We start from the raw sequence: 21,253 nt of genomic DNA on the forward strand, positions 1-21,253 counted from the left end.
GCCTGTTCATCGAGTTCGATTTCGTCGAGTTCGAGTTCATCGAGTTCACCGAGTTCATCGACAACCCTTGTCCCGACGTCGGTGGCTGGTGTCGCACCAGGGGTACGACCGGCTGCGCCGGCATGTGCACAGCGCCACGGTGAAGCGGTCCGACGTCACGCTGCTCCCGTCCTCGAGCAACACCTCGACGGGGCCTTCCACGAGCACCGGGCCGTCCTTCGTCACAGTGATGCGACGCGACCGTTCACTGGGGTCGGCAGGCACGGATGATCACCAGCTCTTCCTTCTCCTGGCCGGGAGCGATCAGCCCCTGGTCCTCCAGCCACGTCGTCCGGGAGCGCATGACCGGCCCGAACGGTATCCAGCGCCGGTCGGTCACCGCTGTTGCGAGGCCGGTCAGCGCGAGGCGCTCCAGCGTGGACTCCACACCGCACACTGCGGAGTGCACCAGCAGCAGCGCTCCGCCCGGCCGCAGCAGGGCGGCGGCACCGGCGCATATCCGGTCCACCAGGGCCCGGCCGTCGCGGCCCGCGTCCCAGGCGCGTGCCGGTCCGCCGCGCGGCGAGTGGCCCCCGGGGGCGGGCACGTAGGGCGGGTTCGTCACGATGAGGTCGAATCGGCGGCCTGCGGCGGGAGTCAGCAGATCGCCGTGGAGCACTTCGATGTTGAGTTGGGCGAGGGCCGCGTTGAGCCTGGTGGCCAGCACGGCCCGCCATGCCGTGTCGACGGCGGTCACCCGGGCCCCGCGGCGCGCGGCGGCAAGGGCGAGCGCTCCGCCGCCCGTCCCGACGTCGAGTACGTCCGCGCCGGGTCGGAGCGGCTCCCGGTCCAGGGCTTCGGCCAGCAGAAAGGTGTCTTCCTGCGGCGGGTACACGCCAGGCGGCACTACCAGCGGGCCGCCCGGGTCGCCTGTGTCACGAGACAGAGTCGTCATGGACTCCGGGTGCCCCATGAGCCGGAAAGATCACAGGATGGGGAGCATTTCGTTACTAATACCGCGTACAGATACCTATGCCGCGTTCCGATGGCCTGCCCTCGACGTGAGGGCAGGCCATCGGCAGGACAGACCAGTTACGCGGGAGGGAACTCGTCCCGGTCGCCGCCCGCGTCCTGCTGCCGGCTCTGTTCCTGCAGTCGCCGAGCCTTCTCCTGAAGCCTCTGTCGCTCCTGCGGGTCGCTCGCGCGCTCCGCGGCCTCGGACAGCTGCTTGGCCTTGTCGCGCATCTGCTGCGCTCGGCCGCCAGATTCGCCTGCGACGCCCATGGGTGACTCCTTGCTCGAAGGGAAAGCGGGCAGATTCAGCGAAACAGGGACCCGCCACGCTCGCACGTCAAACCGTCACCGTGTGTTACGCCCAGCCCCCACCTTGCGCGGTCCGACCCCTCTGGCCACCCTGAGCCCTTGACGCCCAAAAGTGTGAGTGGTTAAGTACTCACATGCAATCCGAACGCCGCCGCCAACTGTCCACCGCCGAAGAGCGCCGCGACACGGTGCTGCGCACCGCCATCGGAGCCTTCGCGTCGAAGGGGTACTACGGCACGACGACCTCCGAGGTGGCCAGGGCCGCCGGCATCTCCCAGGCGTACGTCTACCGGCTCTTCCCCAGCAAGGAGTCCCTGTTCGTCGCGGTCGTCGAGCACTGCTTCGTCCGGGTGCGGGAGAGCCTGGAGGTCGGCGCCGCCGGCGCCAAGGGCGGTTCACCCGAGGCCGTCCTCTCCGCGATGGGCGATGCCTACGCCCGGCTGATCAGCGACAACGACCTCCTGCTTGTGCAGATGCACGCCCAGGCTGCCGCGGTCTCCGAGGTGGCGGTCCGGGACGCCGTGCGGGCGGGGTACGCCCGGCTGGTGGAGTACGTCCGCGGGGCGTCCGGGGGCGAGGACCGGCAGATCCAGGAGTTCTTCGCCACCGGCATGCTGTGCCACCTGCTGGTGTCGATGGACGCGGAGAAGGTGGACGCCCCCTGGACGCGCACCCTCACGGCGGGTATCCGGCACTTCTGACAGCACAACCCGGCAGGGCGTCGGCCCGCACCGCGCACGGACCGACGCCTCGCCCTTTTTCTGGACTAATGAATGAGTGGTCAACCACACATAGGAGTGTTCCGCATGCCCAGCACACCGAACGGCGCCGCCGACGGGTCCGGTGCGCCGCCCTCGTCCGCCGCATCCGATGGCCTCCCCGCAGGCCGTCCCGGGGCCACCCTGGCCGTTCTGGCCGCTGCGCAGTTCGCGGTCGTGCTCAGCACGTCCATAGTCAACGTCGCCCTTCCCTCGGTCCGCGACAGCGTCGGTCTGTCCGACGCAGGCCTGTCCTGGGTCGTCAACTCCTACGGGCTCGCCTTCGGAGCGCTGCTGCTCCTCGGCGGGCGGGCCGCAGACCTCGTAGGCGGGCGCCGGGTCCTCCTCGCGGGCCTCGCGCTCTTCGCCGCCGCGTCGCTGGGAGCGGGCCTGTCCACCGCACCGTGGACGCTGATCACCGCCCGTGCCGCGCAGGGCGTCGGTGCCGCCGCCGTGGCACCCGCCGCGCTCTCCCTGGTCATGCGGCACTTTCCGCCCGGCCCACGGCGCGGCAGGGCGCTCGGGGTGTGGGGCGCGGTCTCCGGCGCGGGCGGAGCCGCCGGAGTCCTGCTGGGCGGGGTACTCACCGAGACGCTGGGCTGGCCCTGGGTCTTCCACGCATCCGCGCTCGCGGCGGCCGTGGTCCTCGCCGCCACCATGGTGCTCGTGCCCGCCGACCCGGTTCCCGGCCCCGGCCCCCGGCGCCTCGACCTCACCGGAGCGGTCACCGTCACGACAGGTCTCGTCGCCCTCGTCTACGGCCTCACGACCGCCGGCCGCTCCGGCTGGACCGACCCCCAGGTCCTGGGCAGCATGACGGCCGCCGCCGTCCTGCTCGCGCTCTTCGTCCCGGTCGAGCGGCGCCACCCCGCACCGCTGCTGCCGCCGCGCCTGCTCACGACGGGATCGGTCGGTCCCGCCAATCTCGTCATGGCACTCCTGGGCGCCGTCTGGGTCGGACTGTTCTTCTTCCTTCCCCTCTATCAGCAGCAGGTGCTCGGCCACGGGCCGCTGCAGGCGGGGCTTTCGCAACTACCGCTGGCGGCGGCGAACATGGTCGGGTCGTCCCTGGCACCACGGCTCGCCCGCCGGCTGGGGCCGGCCGTCACCCTCGCCGCGGGACTGCTGGCCCAGGTTGCCGGACTGCTGTGGCTGGCCCGTATCTCCGCGACCGGGACCTTCGCCGCCGATGTGCTCGGTCCCATCGTCGTCATCGGCCTCGGCCTCGGAATTGCCTTCGTACAGCTCACCGGTGCCGCCGTCACCGGCGTCCAGCCCGCCGACACGGGCCTCGCCAGCGGCCTGGTCAACACCACCCGGCAGGTCGGCGGAGCGCTGGGGCTGGCCGTGCTCGGCACCCTCGCCGCATCCCGTACCGCCGCATTCGAGCACCACTACTCCCATGCGGCGGCCCTCACCGAGGGCTACCGGGCAGCGTTCCTCGCCTCGGCGGCGGTCGTTGCCACCGGGGCCGCCCTGACCCCTCTCCTGGCGCGCCGTCACCCGGCGCCGCCGTCCACCGAGCCGCCTCCGGCTCCCGACCCCGGTCCACCGGGCAACAGCGCCGCGCGGACCACACCCACCACCACCCGCTGAACCAGCCAGGAATTCCCGAAGGAGATCTCGACATGAACACCGACATCACCGTCGACGAGGGCGCCCCCGTCGTCGTACGGCTCTCGACCACCGTCAACGCCCCGCTCGCCACCGTGTGGGCGGTGCACACGGACATCGGCTCCTGGGCCGACTGGAACCCGGACATCGAGCGGGCCGAGCTCGACGGCCCGCTCGCCACCGGCGCCAGTTTCCGGTGGCTCACCCACGGCCTCGACATCACCTCCACGGTCCGCCAGATCGTGCCCGGCCGGCGCATCGTCTGGGGAGGCCCGTCGCAGGGCATTGACGGAGTCCACGTATGGACCTTCAAGGAGACGGACGGAGTGGTGACCGTCCACACCGAGGAGTCCTGGAGCGGAGCTCCGGTCGAGGCCCAGCCCGAGCAGCTCCGGCAGGCGCTCGAACAGTCCCTGGAGTCGTGGCTGAGCCACCTGAAGACCGAGGCCGAGCGCCGCTAGCGGCGTCGCGGCGCCGGGGGGGAGCCCTTCCACTCCCCGTCGCCCTCCGCGACAGGTCACCACCACTACCCACTCACCCGAGTTGGTCCCCAGTACAACCCGTAGGAGAGGTCACCAGCATGAGCACGAACAAGCCCTACCTGACCGGCCACTACACCCCCGTCGCCGACGAGGTCACCGCGACGGAACTCACCGTCGAAGGCAGCCTGCCGCCCGAGCTGACCGGCCGGCTGATCCGTAACAGCCACAACCCGAAGCCCGGCATCACCCCCACCCACTGGTTCAAGGGCAGCGGCATGGTGCACGGCATCCGGCTGCGTGACGGCCGCGCCGAGTGGTACCGCAACCGCTGGGTGCACACTCCCGCCCTTGAGGGCGCGCCGTATATGACGGACCGGGGCCCCGACCTGACCGCCAGCACCGCGGGCACGCATGTCATCGAGCACGGCGGCCGACTGCTCGCGCTGTGCGAGTCGGCGCTCCCCTTCGAGCTGACGGCCGATCTGGAGACCGTGGGCGCATTCGACTTCGGCGGGAAGCTGACCACGGCGATGACGGCGCATCCCAAGGAGGACCCGGTCACCGGTGAGCTGCACTTCTTCGCGTCCTCGCCGTTCCCGCCGTTCCTGGTCCACCATGTGGCCTCCGTGAAAGGTGACGTCCTGCACAGCCAGGAGGTCCCTGGAGCCGGCGCCGCGCTGAAGCACGACTTCGCCATCACCGAGCACTACGTCGTGTTCCTGGAGGGGTCGGTGACCTTCGACCAGGCCGAGCACTCGGGCATCCCGTACAGCTGGAGCGACGAGCAGCAGTCGCGCATCGGCGTCATGCCACGGGGCGTCGGCGGCGCGAGCAGGATCCGCTGGTTCGAGATCGGTCAGGGGTACGGGATGCACTTCGCCAACGCCTACGAGGACGCGTACGGGCGGATCGTCGTCGAGGGCCCGTGCGTGGGCCGCACCGGCTGGCAGCGCTCCTGGAACTGGTGGGTGGGCGCCCCGGACCGCGGTGCCGAGCCCAACTCCGGCTCCCGCCAGCGGCGTTGGACGGTCGACCTGGCGGCGGGCAACGTCAAGGAGGAGGTGACCGACGACCTGACGGTGGAGTTCCCGACCATCAACGAGGACGTCCTCGGCCGGGAGCACCGCTACCAGTACGCACTCTCCTTCCCGGACGACCTGGGTATCGGCAACCACGCCCTCGTCAAGTACGACCGGTCGACCGGAGCCCGCCAACTGCTGCCCGTGGGAACAGGACAGCTTCCCAGCGAGGCCGTGTTCGTCCCGGCCGCGGACGCCACCGACGAGGACGCCGGCTATCTGCTGACCATCGTCAGCGACCTGAACCAGGACGCCTCGAGGATGCTCGTCCTGGACGCATCCGATCTGTCCGTCCCGCCGATCGCCACCATCCACCTGCCGCGTCGGGTGCCGGCCATGATCCACGGCTCCTGGATCCCGGACGCCGCCGACGCCGCGGCTTGACAGGATTCGAAGCCGGAGCAGGGTGCCGGGCACTGACTGCCTGCGCCCGGCCTCGTACGAATGGAACTGGCGAGAGGCCGTACTGGATGTCTCCGGTACGGCTTCTCGCTGCCCCGTCCTCGGCCTTCTGGGCGGACGGGTACCGGGAGGTCGCTGTAGCCCGTCCGGCCGGAGACGATGCCGCCCAGGGTGCCGCTGGGCCGCCTCGGCCGATCGAGTGTTCTGCCGACCGGACCGGTGCCTTCCGTGCCCATCCGGGTACAGCGGCGCACATGACCCGAATCGAGCTCACAAGCACGGCGTTCAGCGACCACGAGGCGATCCCCCGCCGCTACAGCGGGGAAGGGGACGATGTCTCGCCTCCCTTGACCTGGTCCGGGGTGCCGGACGGAACGGCCGAGCTGGTCCTGCTCTGCGAGGACCCCGACGCCCCGAGTGGCACGTTCCTGCACTGGCTGGTCACCGGTATCGCCCCGGAGAGTTCCGGGATGGAGGAGGGCGGGACACCTCCCGGCGGCCGCGAGTGGCCCAACGGCTTCGGACGAGTGGGCTGGGGCGGGCCGATGCCTCCACCGGGGCACGGGGCGCACCGCTACTTCTTCCGGCTGTTTGCCGTGTCCGAGCCGCTGCCCCTGCACGGCCATGTGTCGTCCGACTCCGTGCACCAGGCCCTGAACGGAAGGGAGTTGGCCGTCGGCACACTGGTGGGCACCTATCAGCGCTGACGCGTCCACGCTGATGCGCGGCGGCCTCTTCGTTCAGGCGCGCGCAGAGGTCTCTGCCTTGGCGATGAGCATGTCGAGGAGCGACAGCAGGGTGTCACGGGCGTCCTGACGGGAGCGGGCGTCGAGCATGAGGATGGGCGTGTTCGGGTCACGCAGATGCAGCGCCGCCCCGATCTCCTCGGCGGTGTACGGCTGCTCGCCGTTGAAGCAGTTCGCGCCGACCACGAACGGAAGCCCGCGGTTCTCGAAGAAGTCGACGGCCGGGAAGCTGCGGTCCAGGCGCCGGGTGTCGACCAGCACGATCGCTCCGAGAGCCCCGTTCAGCAGGTCGTCCCACATGAACCAGAAGCGCTCCTGGCCCGGCGTACCGAACAGATAGAGGACGACTCCGGCGTCGGTGAGGGTGATACGGCCGAAGTCCATCGCGACGGTGGTCACCGTCTTGGACTCGATGCCGTCGAGGTCGTCGACGCCGACACCCGCGGCCGTCAGCCGCTCCTCCGTACGCAGCGGCTCGATCTCGGAGACCGTCTCGACCAGCGTCGTCTTGCCGACGCCGAATCCCCCGGCGATCAGGATCTTGACGGGGGCAGCTTCCTGGGCAGGGGAGTCATATTCGGGCAAGGCTGTCCCTGATTCTCATGAGCAGGTGGACATTGGTGGTCTCGGCCTCCGCCAGGGGCGGCCGGTGGTGGATCAGCCCGCGGTCCGCGAGTTCGCCGAGAAGGACCGTCATCGGAGTGAGGCGCATGTGCATCCGGGCCGCGATCTCGGCGACCGCCCGCCCATCCGGCGCCGGGCACATGGAGAGGATGGCCTGCCACTCGGTGGGCAGGCCGCCGTGGGCGTCCGCGGCGACCACCGCCGTGATCGTGGTGTCCATGGTCAGGACAGTGCGCGGAGCGGCGGTACGGCCATCGGTCATGGCGTACAGCCGCGTCCTGCGGCGGCCTCCGCGCTGCGGATCGTCCGCCATTACGACGTGCGCGCCTGGGTGCGCTCAGGTGTGCCCAGCCACTCACCGAGCGCCTGCGCGGTCCGCACCGCCTCGCCGCCCAACTCCCCGAGCCGTGCCTTGCGGGAGGTCACGACGATGAGCGTGCTGCCCTCCCCGCATCCGACGATGCAGAGATACCTGTCGTCCATCTCGACCAGCTGGCGGATCACCCGGCCGCCGCCGACCTCCCTCGATATCGCCTTCATCGTGGCCGCGATTCCGGAGGACGCCGCGGCTATACGCTCCGCCTGCGGCCGTTCCAGCAGGTAGGCGCTCAGCTTGATCCCGTCGTTGGACAGGAGCACGGCGCCCTGGACGCCGGCGATCCTGCTCAGATTGTTGTCCAGGATGCTGTAGATCACGTCGTTCGATGTCGTCATTCCTGATCCTGTCGGAGCTCTGCTTCTACTGTCTGGGTTCCGTGTTCGTAGTCCGCCCAGGCGTCGGCCACCTCTTCAGGTGTCGCCGCGTTCTGACCGACCACTGGTTCCGGTTCGCGTGGCTCGCGGAGTTGCTCGGCGATATGGGTCTGCGGGACGCGCTCGGGCAGGGCGGGCCGGGAGTCGCCGTCCAGCGCCACGGGCCGAACCGGCTGCATGCTCTCCTGCGACCGCTCATGCGTCCGACGGCTCGGCAGCCCGGACCGCGAATGCAGGACCAGTTCGGGCTTGCGTTCATCGATGCGGCGCGGTGCGGGGAGAGGCTTGGCGGGGACAGGCTGAGGGGGGACGGGCGGCACCAGCTTGCGTGGCTGTTCCCGCTCGGTCGGCACGAGCAGCTCCTTGGGAATGATCACTATGGCCGACGTCCCGCCGTATACCGACCTGCGCAGCGTGACCGTGGCCCGGAGTTGCTCGGCGAGGTGGCCGACCACGAAGAGACCCAGCCGGTGTGCGTTCTCCGCCAGGACGGCGTACGGCGGGGCCGAGTGCAGCCGCCCGTTCATCTCCTCGTAGCTCGCGGGGGTCACTCGCGGACCGCGGTCCTCGATCTCGACCGACAGACCGTCAGCCACCAAGTCGGCCCGGATGACGACCTTCGACCTCGGCGGTGAGAACCGGGTGGCATTGTCCAGCAGCTCGGCCAGGAGGTGGCTGATCTGGCTGATCACCCGCGGTTCCACGCTGATCTCGTCCAGGGCCTGCCGCTCGATCCGCCGGAAGTCCTCGACTTCCGCGGCGGCCTCGCGCAGCAGGTCGGCGACGCGCATGGGCTCGGTGTGCGGGTCAGGTATCTCACCGCCCGCCAGGATGAGCAGGTTCTCGATCTGCCGCCGCATGCCCACCGTCAACTGGTCGGACCTCATCAACTGGGCGAGGAGCGCTTCGTCGTGGCCGAAGGTGTCCTGGAGGTCTTCGGTGAGGCTCAACTGGCGGCTGACCAGGTTTCCGGTGCGTGAGGCGATGCCCGCGGCGAACATACCGAAGCCGTTACGCTCGTCCGCGAGCTGCCTGTGCCCTTCGACGGAAACGGCAACGACCCGGGCGAACGCATCGCTGATACGTCCCACCTCGTCCTGATCCCCCCTCGGCCTGGGCAGCCTGTCGGCATCGACGGGCTGACCATGCTGCAGACGGGCCACGACGTCCGGCAGCGTCTCCTCGGCGATGGTCACCGTGCGTTCGTGCAGACCGCGCAGGCGGCGGAGCACCGTGCGCGTGGTGAACACGACGACGCCTGCGACGATCAGCAGTGCCCCGCCGCTCCCCACGACCAGCCAGGCGACCTCCGCCTCGAGCTCTGCCGCCTTGGCGTCGGCGTGTGCGAGCAGTCCCCGCGCCCGGTCGGCGTTCAGCGTGCCCCACTGCGCCGCCCACTTCTCATGCGCGGCCGGCCAGCCGCCGATCTCTCTGGGCAGCCGCACACGGAGGCCGACGTCCGTGTGCTCGGACACGACCGCCTGCTCGATGCGGCTCTTGGTCTGCCACGCGTCCGAGCCGTTGATCTGCGCGTAGAGCTCGCTCCCGTCGCCGGACAGATAGGGCACGATCCATATGTCGTACAGATAGCTGTGGGCTCCGACGGCGTTGACGAAGTCGGCGAACCTGGAGGTGCTCAGCTCCCTGGACGGCCCGGCCTGCGCGAGGATCGTGTCCTCCTGCGCCAGGATCTCCGACGCCGAGAACATGGCCACGACCACGCGGCTCTCCTGGGAGAGCTCGCCGTCTTCGACGTGGCTGAACTCGTCCTGGTAGAAGCGGATCATCTGGGTGATCACGCTGGTGTAGTAGGCGATCGAACTGTCGGCGATACCGCTGCGGGCGTCCACGCGTTCGCGGTAGGCGTCCAGGTCGTCGAGGCCTTTCCTCACCTCCAGGAGGCGACGGTCCGCCTGCTCGGATCCCGTCGCGGCGGTGGCGGACGACCGGCGGAATTCGGCCGCGGCCTGGTCCGTTGCCGTACGCCGGTTCCGCAGGTCCTTCTCGGACACGGAAGAGCCCGCCCACCGCGCAGCCGTCATCGCCCGCTCGGCCTGCATCTCGACCATGAGCTTGTACAGGGGTATGCCGATCCGCTCACCGGCCGCCACATCGGCGCGCAGGTGCTTCGACTGCTCCAGCAATCGGTCGGCGGTCACAACGACTTGGACACCCATCGCCACGGTGGGGACCACCGCCAGCCAGATGAGCAAGGTACGCAGGCGCAGGGTACGCCGCCGACGAATTCTCGACAGGTTTCGTTGGCCTTCCGGCGCTTTGGGTGACATCAGTCCTCGGGGCGGGGAGAGCAGGGACGCGAGGGATACAGATCATAACCAGCCACACCGAGAAAAAGAGAGGTTGTCGCAGTGATCAATGCATGGTAATGGCGTCAGGGGGTGTCGCAGACCAGAGGCCGTATCGAAGTTCAACCGATACGGCCTCGACAACGATCCGGCGCCGGCGCCGGTCAGCCGACGACGGGTGGCGGCAGGAGGGCGGTGACGGACACGATCAGGGGATCCAGCTCATCGTTGCCTGTCTCGGCGTCGGCGATGAGCCGGGCGCGCATCCGTGGATCCCAGAACGCCCGGATGTGCGTGGCTATCTCCTCGGCCGCCGTGGCCGGATCGCGGTGTCGGAACTGTACGGCGATTTCGTTGGCCAGTCGTACATGGGCGGATATCGGTGCATGGGTCATGGCTCACTCCACGACTGCGGGGAGGGGGACGGGAGCGGAAGGCGCAGAGGCGAGCTGCTTCAGCGTCACCTGAACCGCCGTCACCTTGTACTCCGGGCAGTTGGTCGCCCAGTCCGAGTGCTCGGTTGTCACCACATTGGCCCCGGTCGTGGGGTGGTGGAAGGTCGTATAGACGACACCGACCGGCATCCGGTCGTGGATCCTCGCCCGCAGACTGGTCTCGCCCACCCGGCTGGCCAGCGCCACCATGTCCCCGTCCCGGATTCCGCGCACCTCGGCGTCGTGCGGGTGCAGCTCCAGAACGTCCTCCGGGTGCCAGACCACATTGCCGGTGCGCCGGGTCTGCGCGCCGACGTTGTACTGGGACAGGATGCGGCCCGTGGTGAGGATCAGCGGGTACTTCCGGGTGCTGCGCTCCTCGGTCGGCACGTAGACGGTGTCCACGAACCTGCCCTTGCCCCGGACGAATCCGTCCACGTGCATGATCGGCGTACCCTCGGGCGCCGCGTCGTTGCACGGCCACTGCACGCTGCCGACCCGGTCGAGCTTTTCGAACGACACCCCGGCGAAGGTCGGTGTGGTCATCGCGATCTCGTCCATGATCTGCGCGGCGTTGTCGTACTTCATCGGGTACCCCATCGCCTGCGCGATCTCGCAGACGATCTGCCACTCGTGCTTGCCGGTCTTCGGCGCCATCACCGGCCGCACCCGGTTGATCCGGCGTTCGGCGTTGGTGAACGTGCCGTCCTTCTCCAGGAAGGACGTGCCCGGCAGGAAGACATGGGCGAACTTCGAGGTCTCGTTCAGGAACAGGTCCTGCACGACGACCAGTTCCAGCGCCGACAGCGCGGCCGTGACGTGCTTGGTGTTCGGGTCCGACTGGGCGATGTCCTCGCCGTGCACGAACAGCGCACGGAAGGAGCCGTCGATCGCCGAGTCGAACATGTTGGGGATGCGCAGGCCCGGCTCCGACTGGAGGGTCCTCCCCCACAGCGTCTCGAAGACCGTACGTACCGCGTCGTCCGACACATGCCGGTAGCCCGGCAGTTCGTGCGGGAAGGAGCCCATGTCGCACGAGCCCTGCACGTTGTTCTGCCCGCGCAGCGGGTTCACGCCGACGCCGTCGCGGCCGATGTTGCCGGTGGCCATGGCGAGGTTGGCCATGCCCATCACCATCGTCGAGCCCTGGCTGTGTTCGGTGACCCCGAGGCCGTAGTAGATCGCCGCGTTGGGGGCGGCGGCGTACAGCCGGGCCGCGGCTCGCAGCTCGTCGGCGGGCACGCCGGTGATGTCGGCGACCGCCTCGGGGCTGTGCTCCGGGCGGGCGATGAACCGCTCCCACTGCTCGAAGTCCTCGCAGCGCTCCCCGACGAACTCGCGGTCCACCAGGCCCTCGGTGACCACGACATGCGCGAGAGCGTTGACCAGCGCCACATTGGTGCCGGGCGCCAGCTGCAGATGGTGCGCGGCCTCGATGTGCGGGGAGCGCACCAGGTCGATCCGGCGCGGGTCGGCGACGATGAGCTGGGCGCCCTGCCGCAGCCTGCGCTTCATGCGCGACGCGAACACCGGGTGCCCGTCGGTCGGGTTGGCGCCGATGACCAGGATGACGTCAGCCTTGGCAACGGACTTGAAGTCCTGGGTGCCGGCCGAGGTGCCGTAGGTCTGCTTGAGGCCGTAGCCGGTCGGCGAGTGGCAGACCCGCGCACAGGTGTCCACGTTGTTGTTGCCGAAGGCCGCGCGGACCATCTTCTGGACGGCGTAGACCTCCTCGTTGGTGCACCGGGAGGAGGTGATGCCGCCGATCGCGTCCGCGCCGTGCCGGGCCTGGATGTCGAGCATGCGCCGGGCCACATGGCCGATGGCCTCCTCCCACTCCACCTCCCGCCAGGGGTCGGTGATCCGCTCGCGCACCATGGGCCCCAGCCGGCGGTCGGGGTGGGAGGCGTAGCCGAAGGCGAACCGGCCCTTGACGCACGAGTGGCCCTCGTTGGCCCCGCCGTCCTTGTACGGGACCATCCGTACGACCTCGTCGCCGCGCAGCTCGGCCTTGAAGGAGCAGCCCACACCGCAGTACGCGCAGGTGGTGATCACGCTGCGGGTCGGCATGCCCAGCTCGACCACGGAACGCTCCTGGAGGGTGGAGGTCGGGCAGGCCTGCACACACGCGCCGCAGGACACGCAGTCGGACTCCATGAAACTGCCGCCCGCGCCCGCCGCGACCTTGGAGGCGAAACCCCGGCCCTCGATGGTCAGGGCGAAGGTGCCCTGCACCTCGCCGCAGGCCCGTACACAGCGGGAGCAGGAGATGCACTTGCTCGCGTCGAAGTCGAAGTACGGGTTGGAGCTGTCGGTGGGCTCGTCGAGGTGGTTCTCCCCGTCGAAGCCGTAGCGGACCTCGCGCAGACCGACGACCCCGGCCATGTCCTGCAGTTCGCAGTCGCCGTTGGCGGGACACGTCAGGCAGTCCAGGGGGTGGTCGGAGATGTACAACTCCATGATGCCGCGGCGCAGTTCGGCCACCTTCGGCGTCTGGGTGCGTACCTTCATGCCCGGCGCGACCGGCGTGGTGCACGACGCCGGGGTGCCTTTGCGGCCGTCGATGTCCACCAGGCACAGGCGGCAGGAACCGAAGGGTTCGAGGCTGTCGGTGGCGCACAGTCTGGGGATGTCGATACCGGCCTCGGCGGCGGCGCGCATCACCGAGGTGCCCTCCGGGACCAGCACCTCCTTGCCGTCGATCTCCACCGCCACGGCCGCCTCGCCCGGCCGCGCCGGAGTACCGTAATCCGGCTCCTTGATCAGGCTCATCGCCTTGCCTCCGTCGTCGCTGCGAAGTCTGCGGGGAAGTGCTCCAGGGCGCTTTTCACCGGCATCGGGGTCAGCCCGCCCATCGCGCACAGCGAGCCCTCGGTCATCAAGTCGCAGAGATCGCCCAGGAGTACGAGGTTGGCCGACCGGTTCTCGCCGGCGACGATCTTGTCGATGACCTCGACGCCGCGGACCGCTCCGACCCGGCAGGGGGTGCACTTTCCGCACGACTCGGCGGCACAGAACTCCATGGCGAACCGGGCCTGCCCCGCCATGTCCACGGTCTCGTCGAAGACCACCACACCGCCGTGTCCGACCATCGCGCCCGCTGCCGCGAACGCCTCGTAGTCCATGGGCAGTTCGAACCGTGACGTGGGCAGATAGGCGCCGAGCGGCCCGCCGACCTGGACCGCGCGCACCGGCCGCCCCGACCGGGTTCCGCCGCCGTACCCCTCGACCAGCTCGCCGAGCGTGACTCCGAAGGCGGTCTCGATGATGCCGCCCCGGGCGATGTTGCCGCCGAGCTGGAAGACCTGCGTGCCCCGGGAGCGGCCGGTGCCGAGCTCCGCGAAGGCTTTCGCGCCGTCGGCCAGGATCATCGGTACGGAACCGAGCGTGAGGACGTTGTTGACCACGGTCGGCTTGCCGAACAGGCCCTCCAGCGCCGGGATCGGCGGCTTGGCGCGGACCGTGCCGCGTTTGCCCTCCAGGCTCTCCAGCATGGAGGTCTCCTCGCCGCAGATGTACGCGCCCGCGCCGACCCGGACGAACAGGTCGAAGCGGAGATCCGAGCCGAGGATGTTGCTGCCGAGCCAGCCGTGCTCGTACGCCGTCGCGATCGCCGCGCGCAAGGTGGCCACCGCGTCCGGGTACTCCGAGCGCACGTAGATGTAGCCCTCACTGGCGCCGACCGCGTGGGCGGCGATGGTCATGCCCTCGATGAGGGTGAAGGGGTCGCCCTCCATCAGCATGCGGTCGGCGAACGTACCGCTGTCGCCCTCGTCGGCGTTGCAGCAGACGAACTTCAGCTCCGACTCCGCCTGTTGGACCGTCTTCCACTTGATGCCGGCCGGGAAGCCGGCACCGCCGCGGCCACGCAGCCCGGACTCGGTGACCTCGGTGACGATCTCGTCCGTGGTGAGCTCCAGGGCGCGCCGCAGGCCTGCGAGGCCGCCGTGCGCGGTGAAGTCCTCGGCGGAGAGCGGATCGACGACGCCCACGCGGGCGAAGGTGACCCGTGTCTGGTCGCGGAGCCAGCCGATGTCCTCGGTAGGGCCCAGGCACAGCGCATGCCCGGCTCCGTCGAGCATCCCGGCGGCGACCAGGCCGTCAACGTCCTCGGGTGCCACGGGGCCGTACGCGATCCGGCCGGCCGGGGTCGCCACTTCCACCAGCGGCTCCAGCCACAGCATCCCGCGGGAGCCGTTGCGGATCAGACGCACCGTACGGCCCGCCGCTGTGGCAGCCTCGGCGATCCGGTCGGCGACCTCGTCGGCGCCCACCGAGCGGGCCGCGGAGTCGCGGGGCACATAGACCGTCACAGGGGTGCTCATGCGTCCACCTCCAGCAGGGCGTCCAGCCGCTCAGGGCCGACCCGGCCGTACAGCCGACCGTCGATCTGGACCGCAGGGCCGGTGGCGCAGTTGCCGAAGCAGAAGACCTGCTCCAGGGTGACCTCCCCGTCCGGGGTGGTCTCGCCGAAGGAGATCCCGAGCCGTTCGCGGGCGCGGTCGGCCACCGTCACCGCGCCCACCGCCTGGCACGCCTCGGCGCGGCAGATCCGTACGGTCCTGCGGCCCGGCGGGGTCTGGCGGAAGTCCTCGTAGAAGGTGACGACGCCGTACACGTCGGCCCTCGACAGGTTCAGTTCGGTGGCCAGGAGCGGGATCACCGCCGGATCGACGTACCCCAGTTCTTCCCTGACGGTGTGGAGGATGGGCAACAGCGCACCGCGGCCGCCGCGGTGCTCCGCGACGATCGAACGCACCCGATGCTCCAAGGACTGCTCCGGCAACGGCGCCATGACCCGCCCCTTCGATCGCGCGGCATGTACAGCGGCATGTACAGGGGCACTGTCCTGCGGTTTTCCGGGGGCGTCCAAACGTTCTTGGCTATGGCCTGTTAGGCGCCGTCTATCAACGATGTACAGGCGGGTGCAGATGCCTGCGCAGGATGTCGTCCAGCGCGGTGCCCATGTCCACCCGGTGGGCAACGTCCACCAGTGCCCGCACCAGGCTGAGCCCCGGATCGCGGTCGGCCAGCACCAGACCGATGTGGTGGTTGCGGGCGGGCCGCTCCATGGGCACCAGCCGCATCCCCTCGGGCACGCCGAACAAACCGAGCCATGCGTGGGCGATGACGCTGGACCACCGCTTGGTCCCGAGGTGGGAGTAAAGGGCCGACACGGTGTCCGTCTCCACGGAGGGGCTGACGCTCACTCCGGCGTCGGCGAAGTTTCGATCCAGGATCCGGCGGTTCTGCATCACCGGGGAGAGCAGGCACAGCGGGACGCCGGCCACCTCGGCCCAGCCGACCCGCTCCCGGTCCGCCAGTTCGCAGTCCTTCGGTGTCAGCAGCAGATAGCGCTCGCGGTACAGCGGAACCGTGCGTACGTTGCCGAGCGGCTCCCCGTCCACGTAACTCATCCCCACGTCGAGGTCGAACTCGGCCAGCCGGTGCACCATTTCCCTCGACGACACCGATTCCAGCGAGATCCTGACCTGGCGGTGCTGGTCGAAGAACGGCGTGGTCAGCAGCTGGGCGGCGGTCAGCGCCGTCGGGATCGCTCCCACCCGCAGCACGCCGGTCAGCCCGCCGTCCATCGCCGCGAGGTCGTCGCACAGGGCGTCGCGCTCCGCCAGGATCCTGCGGGCCCACATCACCACCCGCTCACCCTCGGGGGTGAAGCCCTCGAAGCGCCTTCCCCGTCGCACGATCATGACTTTGAGCTCGCGCTCCAGCGTCCGGATACCCGCGGAGAGCGACGGCTGGGACACATGGCAGGCCTCGGCGGCCCGCGCGAAGTGGCGTTCGCGTGCCAGCGCGGCCAGATACTCGAGTTGTCTCAGCAGCACGGCTGACTCCTACCCCAGCAAGACGATCCGGTGCTCGTCTGTCTACACGTTCATGGACGTGCCGCGCGCGATTGCGTCGCACCGAGGGACTCGGCGGGATTGCGTAGCTCTTCGGCGGCGTCCGCGACGCGCCGCATCAGCTGGAGGAAGAGCGCCTGCTCCTTTGGGGCGAGCGGGGCGAGGAATACCTGGTCCGACGACGAGATCGCCAAGGTCCGGACCGCCGCGACCGGCGGGCACCACCCGCCGCGCGACTACCCGCCGTACCACAGCAGCCACTTGCGCCATCCGCACCGGCCGCTGACACCCATGCGGGACCCCGAGGCCGTCGAGCTGCTCGGGACCGCGTTCACGCAGCGTCTGGTCACCCAGATGTACTTCCCGGGCGACCCGCTCTTCGCGTACGACCCGGTGCTGCAGTCCGTCACCGACAGCGGTGCCCGCGAGCGTCTCGTGGCCGCTTACGACCACGATCTGTCCGTCCCCGAGTGGTCACTCGGATACCGCTGGGACATCGTCCTGGACGGCCCGTCCGCCACCTGGACCGAGGAAGGCCACTGATGTCCACGCCGCCCACGCCTTCGCAGACCGTCGGCCCGTTCTACGGATACGCCCTGCCGTTCACCGGCGGCGGCGAGGTCGCCCCCGCAGGCCACCCCGACACCATCACCTTGCACGGCCCGGGCCCGATCGCCCGGACGGCTGCCGCACGCTGGTTCACTCCCGGCTTCACGGTGCCCGGCCTGTTGGACGACCTGCGGCACACCGACGCGGGGGCGTACGCAGCCTGTTGCGACGCCCTGGCCACGTACGACGTGCGCGATGTGCTGCCGTCGATCACCGCCCCGACGCTGGTGATCGCGGGCCGGGACGACCCGGCCACCCCGCCCGTTCATGCCCGGGAGATCACCGACGCCGTCCCCGGCGCCACACTCAACGAACTCGCGCACGCCTCCCACCTCGCGCCCGCCGAGCGCCCGGGTGCCGTACTCGCCGCCCTGCGCGCCCACTTCACGGTCACGGGACCGAGCCCATGCTCCCCCGCCGTGAACGGAGCTTGATCCACCGCTCTCGTGGGAACGGCCGCCACCGCATCACCCTGGTCGCCAAGGCGGCGTATGCGATGCCGACGAGGAGTGAGGCGATCATCGACACCACCGCGAACTGGTCGTCCAGTCGCGGGAAGACCTGCCAGTGCGTCACGTAAATGTAGAGAGAGCTGCCGGCCAGTACGCCTGCCACCCGGTTGACGGAGGCCAGACTCGGCAGATTCCGCACCCACACCAGGAGTGTGAGGCCGGCGATGATGACCGCCTCGCGGGCAGGCTGCCCGAAGAAGCCCGGAACTGTCGCCATCGCTGCGAACGTCACCAGCAGCCGCTCCCGCACAGTGACCGCCTTCGCGGCAGCCCACCCCATGGCGAAGAGCCAGAAGACGGTGACCGCCAGCGGAATGTGGCCGCGGGCGTCGAGGCCGAAGAGGTCGTAGCGCCCGATCAGCCCGAGCGTCATCAGGGCCGCGGGAACGGCGAAGGGGAAGCGCCTCTCGGTGCGGTCCACGAGCGGTATGGCGAGCACGGCGGCGGCGGCCGCCAGTATGTAGACCAGGGCTTCGATGAACCAGAAGCCGGTGTGCGGTCCGAAGAGGCTGGTGAGCAGCAGGACATCGGTGAGCCGGTAGTCGTCGGTGACCAGCAGCATCAGTGCGAGCCAGGCAACGCTCGGCGCGGCGATCCGTGTGATGCTCCGCCCGAGGTTCCGCAGGCGCTCGCGGCGGTCGGCCGAAGTGAGGTGGAAGCGGGCGAAGTTGTACCCGGCCACTCCCAGCAGGACATGGGCGCCGCCCTTGACCATGAAGAGATGGATGTGCGAGCCGACGATCAGCACGATGGCGACGGCACGCAGGGCGACCCCGGTCTCCAGGGTGCGGCGGCGGGTTTTCTGCCGGTCCTCGGCCGGCTGCCCCGACGGCTTCCTGAGCTCACGGATCGGGAGCGTGTGCCAGTTGTCGGGCAGATGGCCGAGCGCTTCCTCGAGGTTCAGTGACATCTCGACGTACGACAGCGAGTCGCCGCCCAGGCCGACGAAGCTGCTGTCCTCCGTGACCTGGTCCCGGTCGAGAATCTCCGCGTACAGCCGGCACAGGTCAACGGGTCCGGTGGGCGTCGTCCGCCGGGCCGGCACCGACTTCGCCGCGTCTGCGGAGGCCTCGGGCCGGGTCAGTTCGCGTATGGCCCGGTAGTCGGCCTTTCCCGTGGCGAGCCGGGGCAGTTCGGGGAGGACTCGGACACGCACGGCGCGGGCCGGCAGGCCGCATTCGCCGGTCACCATCCGCCGCACGCTCGCCGCGTCGACAGCGTCCGGATCGCCCGAGACGGCCACCACCAACTCGTCGTCGTCACCAGTGCAGCAGGAGGTGATGCCGTGCCTCTCGAGCATCGCCTCGACCTGTTGCGGATCGATCCGCAGGCCGAGGATCTTCGCGAACCGGCTTCGCCGCCCGAGGATTTCGTACAGTCCGCCGGGGGTACGCCGGGCGATGTCACCGGTGTGCAGCTCGTCGATGGACCGGCCGAGCCCGAGGTCGTCAGGGCTTTCGGCGTAGCCGAGCATGACGTTGGGGCCCGCGTACACCAGCTCGCCGGTGTCCTGGCCGGGCCAGTCCGGCAGCGGCTGCAACCGGAAGGAGCCGCCGGGGATCGCGACACCGGCCGCCTCGGGATGTGTGTGAGCGAGGTCCGGTGGCAGGTACGCCATGCGGGCCGTCGCCTCGGTCTGGCCGTACATGACGAACAGGTCCCAGCCGGCGGCCCGGCCCAGGGCCGCGTAGTGCGCAACCCGGTCGGGCGCAAGCCGCCCGCCCGCCTGGGTGACGTAACGCAGATGCGGCAGCTCCATGGTGGCGAAACCGACCCGGTCGAGCAGGTCGAAGGTGTAGGGGACCCCGGCCAATGTCGTACCTCGGCCGGTCCGGAACAGCTCCCAGAAGCAGGCGTCTGCGACCGAGAGGCCGGTGAGGATCAGACCGGCGCCGCTCAGCAGATGACTGTGGATGACGGAGAGGCCGTAGCAGTAGTGCATGGGCAGGGTCGTGGCCGCGCGGTCGCTGTCACGGATGCCCAGGTATTCCGCGATGGATTCCGCGTTGGCCTGCAGGTTCTCGTGCGACAGGCGGACGAGTTTGGCTGATCCCGTGGAGCCTGAGGTGCTGAGCAGCAGCGCGAGGTCCGGGTGCAGGGTGTGCGCTGAGACCGCGCGTCGCTCGTCGAGCACCCATGCGCCGCCGTCGGGGCGTGCCACGACATCCGGGTTGTACGCGTCGGTCAGCGACTGCACGGCTTCGGCATGATCGCCCGGCACCAGCAGGACGGGGTGCCCCCCGGCCAGCGCCGCCAGGTGGACAACGAGAGCGTCGAGCGTGTTGGCGCCGACGAGGAGGACAAGGCGCCGTTCCGGGCCGAGGCGGCTTGCGGTCTCGGCCACCCGTGCGGCGAGCTCACGGTAGGACACCGGGCCGTCGGCAGTGATGACCGCCGTGCGGTCGCCGTGGGCCGCGAGAGTGCGGGCGAACGGGACGGTCTTGGTGCCTGGGAGCAGGCCGGAAGGCGCTATCACGAGGGCATCTTAGGAAAGCCTTACTTTATTTGATAGTCACAGCGCAGTCACAGCTGATCCACTGAAGATCCACAGAACGGCCGCCGGTAGGGTCGGCTTCGCCGCCCGGTCGCCCACCGCGTACCTGTTGTGTACGTCACCCTTGACGATAGGTTAGCTTTACCTTATTTATTGGGCGTTCAAAGGTTCCTCCGCGGCACCGCTACGCCGCTCGCTCCCTGACGACGCGACGTGCGGCGACGGAAGTGAGCCACGCAGGAAGGCTTCTCTCATGCGACGCCCCTTGGTCCGACGTCTGACCGCGCTCCTCGCGGCAGCCCTGCTGCTGCCCGCCCTCGCGAGCTGCGGCAACGACGAAGACGACGCCGGGCTCATCATCTACTCCGGCCGCAACGAGAAGCTGGTCAAACCGCTGCTGGACGAGCTGGAGAAGACTGTCGGCACCAAGGTCGCTGTCCGCTACGGCGACAGCGCCGAGCTGGCTGCCCAGATCCTGGAGGAGGGCGACAAGACCAAGGCCGGGCTGTTCTTCTCCCAGGACGCCGGAGCCCTTGGAGCCCTCTCCACGAAGGGCCGTCTGCAGAAGCTGCCGCAAACGTCGCTGGACCAGGTCGACGCGGCGTTCCGCGGCGGCGCGGGCGACTGGGTGGGCACCTCCGGGCGCGTGCGCGTCCTCGCGTACAACCCCGGCAAGGTCACCAAAGTGCCGGACAGCGTCCGCGAGCTGACCAAGCCGGAGTGGAAGGGCAAGATCGGATACGTCCCGACCAACGCCTCCTTCCAGGCCTTCGTCACCGGCATGCGCGTCCTGGAGGGCGACGAAGCCACCCGCACCTGGCTGAAGGGCCTGAAGGCCAACGATCCGAAGGTGTACGAGAACAACCTCAAGGTGCTGGACGCAGTGGGGGAGGGAGAGGTCTCCCTCGGCCTGGTCAACCACTACTACTGGTACGAGCAGGTCGCCGAGAAGGGCGAGGACAAGGTGGGCGCAAAGATCCACTTCCTGCCGGGCGGCGACCCGGGCGCTCTTGTGAACGCGGCCGGAGTCGGCATCCTCAAGGGCAGCGACCAGGCCCCCGTGGCCCAGAAGGCCGTCGACTTCCTGCTCTCGAAGAAGGCGCAGACCTACTTCGCCGAGGACACCAAGGAGTACCCGCTGGCCGCCGGCGTCACCAGCACGGTCAAGGACCTGCCGCCGCTGGACTCCCTGGACGCCCCCAAGATCGACCTCGGCAAGCTCGAATCGCTCCAGGAGACCCTGAAGATGCTGCAGGATGCCGGGATGGTCTGAG

19 protein-coding genes and 3 pseudogenes are annotated in these 21,253 nt (G+C 69.6%); 9 read left to right on the forward strand and 13 right to left on the reverse strand.

What is annotated here, in order from left to right:
• Nucleotides 1-54 precede the first annotated feature (54 nt).
• The 3 genes from ACZ3H8_RS16985 to ACZ3H8_RS16995 all read right to left on the reverse strand — a co-directional run bounded on the left by ACZ3H8_RS16985 (nucleotide 55) and on the right by ACZ3H8_RS16995 (nucleotide 1,263).
• Entirely contained in the window at nucleotides 55-264 is a 210-nt protein-coding gene (locus tag ACZ3H8_RS16985; RefSeq protein ID WP_467402416.1) for a CDGSH iron-sulfur domain-containing protein, read from the reverse strand.
• Nucleotides 245-934 carry a HemK2/MTQ2 family protein methyltransferase gene (locus ACZ3H8_RS16990; protein ID WP_467402418.1) on the reverse strand — a complete coding sequence of 230 codons (690 nt, stop codon included), beginning with the start codon at nucleotides 932-934 and terminating at the stop codon, nucleotides 245-247. The genes ACZ3H8_RS16985 and ACZ3H8_RS16990 overlap by 20 nt, the downstream gene beginning before the upstream one ends.
• 137 nt (nucleotides 935-1,071) lie before the next feature.
• Entirely contained in the window at nucleotides 1,072-1,263 is a 192-nt protein-coding gene (locus ACZ3H8_RS16995; RefSeq protein ID WP_467402421.1) for a DUF6381 family protein, read from the reverse strand.
• A 173-nt stretch (nucleotides 1,264-1,436) separates the two neighbouring features.
• Between ACZ3H8_RS16995 and ACZ3H8_RS17000 the strand changes: the two genes are divergently transcribed.
• From ACZ3H8_RS17000 to ACZ3H8_RS17020, 5 genes are all read left to right on the forward strand, one after another.
• Nucleotides 1,437-2,003: a TetR/AcrR family transcriptional regulator gene (locus ACZ3H8_RS17000; protein WP_398985585.1), complete on the forward strand. Its 567-nt coding sequence runs from the start codon at nucleotides 1,437-1,439 to the stop codon at nucleotides 2,001-2,003.
• Between the two features lie 105 nt (nucleotides 2,004-2,108).
• Nucleotides 2,109-3,656, forward strand: coding sequence for a DHA2 family efflux MFS transporter permease subunit (locus ACZ3H8_RS17005; RefSeq protein WP_467402424.1), 1,548 nt, complete (start codon nucleotides 2,109-2,111; stop codon nucleotides 3,654-3,656).
• Between the two features lie 32 nt (nucleotides 3,657-3,688).
• Nucleotides 3,689-4,135 (forward strand): SRPBCC family protein, encoded by a 447-nt coding sequence (locus ACZ3H8_RS17010; RefSeq protein WP_467402426.1) that lies wholly within the window; start codon nucleotides 3,689-3,691, stop codon nucleotides 4,133-4,135.
• A gap of 119 nt (nucleotides 4,136-4,254) precedes the next feature.
• Entirely contained in the window at nucleotides 4,255-5,619 is a 1,365-nt protein-coding gene (locus ACZ3H8_RS17015) for a carotenoid oxygenase family protein (protein WP_467402427.1), read from the forward strand.
• 272 nt (nucleotides 5,620-5,891) lie between these two features.
• The gene (locus ACZ3H8_RS17020; RefSeq protein ID WP_467402430.1) at nucleotides 5,892-6,344 is read left to right on the forward strand and encodes a YbhB/YbcL family Raf kinase inhibitor-like protein; all 453 of its coding nucleotides are present in this window, start codon (nucleotides 5,892-5,894) and stop codon (nucleotides 6,342-6,344) included.
• 33 nt (nucleotides 6,345-6,377) lie between these two features.
• Here the strand turns inward: ACZ3H8_RS17020 and ACZ3H8_RS17025 are convergent, their stop codons facing one another.
• The 9 genes from ACZ3H8_RS17025 to ACZ3H8_RS17065 form a co-directional block, all read right to left on the reverse strand.
• The gene (locus ACZ3H8_RS17025) at nucleotides 6,378-6,968 is read right to left on the reverse strand and encodes a GTP-binding protein (protein WP_467402432.1); all 591 of its coding nucleotides are present in this window, start codon (nucleotides 6,966-6,968) and stop codon (nucleotides 6,378-6,380) included.
• Nucleotides 6,955-7,320, reverse strand: a complete 366-nt coding sequence (locus ACZ3H8_RS17030) for a DUF742 domain-containing protein (RefSeq protein ID WP_467402433.1) — start codon at nucleotides 7,318-7,320, stop codon at nucleotides 6,955-6,957. Before ACZ3H8_RS17030 ends, ACZ3H8_RS17025 begins: the two co-directional genes overlap by 14 nt.
• The gene (locus ACZ3H8_RS17035) at nucleotides 7,320-7,721 is read right to left on the reverse strand and encodes a roadblock/LC7 domain-containing protein (protein WP_467402435.1); all 402 of its coding nucleotides are present in this window, start codon (nucleotides 7,719-7,721) and stop codon (nucleotides 7,320-7,322) included. The genes ACZ3H8_RS17030 and ACZ3H8_RS17035 overlap by 1 nt, the downstream gene beginning before the upstream one ends.
• Nucleotides 7,718-9,973, reverse strand: a complete 2,256-nt coding sequence (locus ACZ3H8_RS17040) for a sensor histidine kinase (RefSeq protein ID WP_467402438.1) — start codon at nucleotides 9,971-9,973, stop codon at nucleotides 7,718-7,720. The genes ACZ3H8_RS17035 and ACZ3H8_RS17040 overlap by 4 nt, the downstream gene beginning before the upstream one ends.
• Nucleotides 9,974-10,230: 257 nt before the next feature.
• The gene (locus ACZ3H8_RS17045; protein ID WP_467402439.1) at nucleotides 10,231-10,461 is read right to left on the reverse strand and encodes a formate dehydrogenase subunit delta; all 231 of its coding nucleotides are present in this window, start codon (nucleotides 10,459-10,461) and stop codon (nucleotides 10,231-10,233) included.
• Between the two features lie 3 nt (nucleotides 10,462-10,464).
• Complete coding sequence (gene fdhF / locus ACZ3H8_RS17050) at nucleotides 10,465-13,272, reverse strand: formate dehydrogenase subunit alpha (RefSeq protein ID WP_467402441.1); 2,808 nt, start codon at nucleotides 13,270-13,272, stop codon at nucleotides 10,465-10,467.
• Entirely contained in the window at nucleotides 13,269-14,825 is a 1,557-nt protein-coding gene (locus ACZ3H8_RS17055) for a formate dehydrogenase beta subunit (RefSeq protein ID WP_467402443.1), read from the reverse strand. The genes fdhF and ACZ3H8_RS17055 overlap by 4 nt, the downstream gene beginning before the upstream one ends.
• Nucleotides 14,822-15,295, reverse strand: coding sequence for a formate dehydrogenase subunit gamma (locus tag ACZ3H8_RS17060; RefSeq protein WP_467402445.1), 474 nt, complete (start codon nucleotides 15,293-15,295; stop codon nucleotides 14,822-14,824). The genes ACZ3H8_RS17055 and ACZ3H8_RS17060 overlap by 4 nt, the downstream gene beginning before the upstream one ends.
• 112 nt (nucleotides 15,296-15,407) lie before the next feature.
• Nucleotides 15,408-16,346 carry a LysR family transcriptional regulator gene (locus ACZ3H8_RS17065; RefSeq protein ID WP_467402447.1) on the reverse strand — a complete coding sequence of 313 codons (939 nt, stop codon included), beginning with the start codon at nucleotides 16,344-16,346 and terminating at the stop codon, nucleotides 15,408-15,410.
• A gap of 204 nt (nucleotides 16,347-16,550) precedes the next feature.
• Here ACZ3H8_RS17065 and ACZ3H8_RS17070 point away from each other — a divergent pair.
• From ACZ3H8_RS17070 to ACZ3H8_RS17080, 3 pseudogenes are all read left to right on the forward strand, one after another.
• A pseudogene (locus ACZ3H8_RS17070) lies at nucleotides 16,551-16,646 on the forward strand (protocatechuate 3,4-dioxygenase subunit beta); the annotation flags it as partial.
• Between the two features lie 33 nt (nucleotides 16,647-16,679).
• Nucleotides 16,680-16,907: pseudogene (locus tag ACZ3H8_RS17075) on the forward strand (dioxygenase family protein); the annotation flags it as partial.
• Between the two features lie 137 nt (nucleotides 16,908-17,044).
• Nucleotides 17,045-17,359 (forward strand): annotated as a pseudogene (locus tag ACZ3H8_RS17080) (alpha/beta fold hydrolase); the annotation flags it as partial.
• Between the two features lie 4 nt (nucleotides 17,360-17,363).
• Here the strand turns inward: ACZ3H8_RS17080 and ACZ3H8_RS17085 are convergent.
• Nucleotides 17,364-19,961 (reverse strand): AMP-binding protein, encoded by a 2,598-nt coding sequence (locus tag ACZ3H8_RS17085; protein WP_467402450.1) that lies wholly within the window; start codon nucleotides 19,959-19,961, stop codon nucleotides 17,364-17,366.
• Between the two features lie 271 nt (nucleotides 19,962-20,232).
• Between ACZ3H8_RS17085 and ACZ3H8_RS17090 the strand changes: the two genes are divergently transcribed.
• A complete protein-coding gene (locus ACZ3H8_RS17090; protein WP_467402451.1) occupies nucleotides 20,233-21,252 on the forward strand; it encodes an iron ABC transporter substrate-binding protein in 1,020 nt (339 codons plus the stop codon).
• The last annotated feature ends 1 nt before the right edge of the window (nucleotide 21,253 follow it).

The sequence above is a fragment of the Streptomyces sp. NPDC002868 genome, from assembly GCF_055563295.1.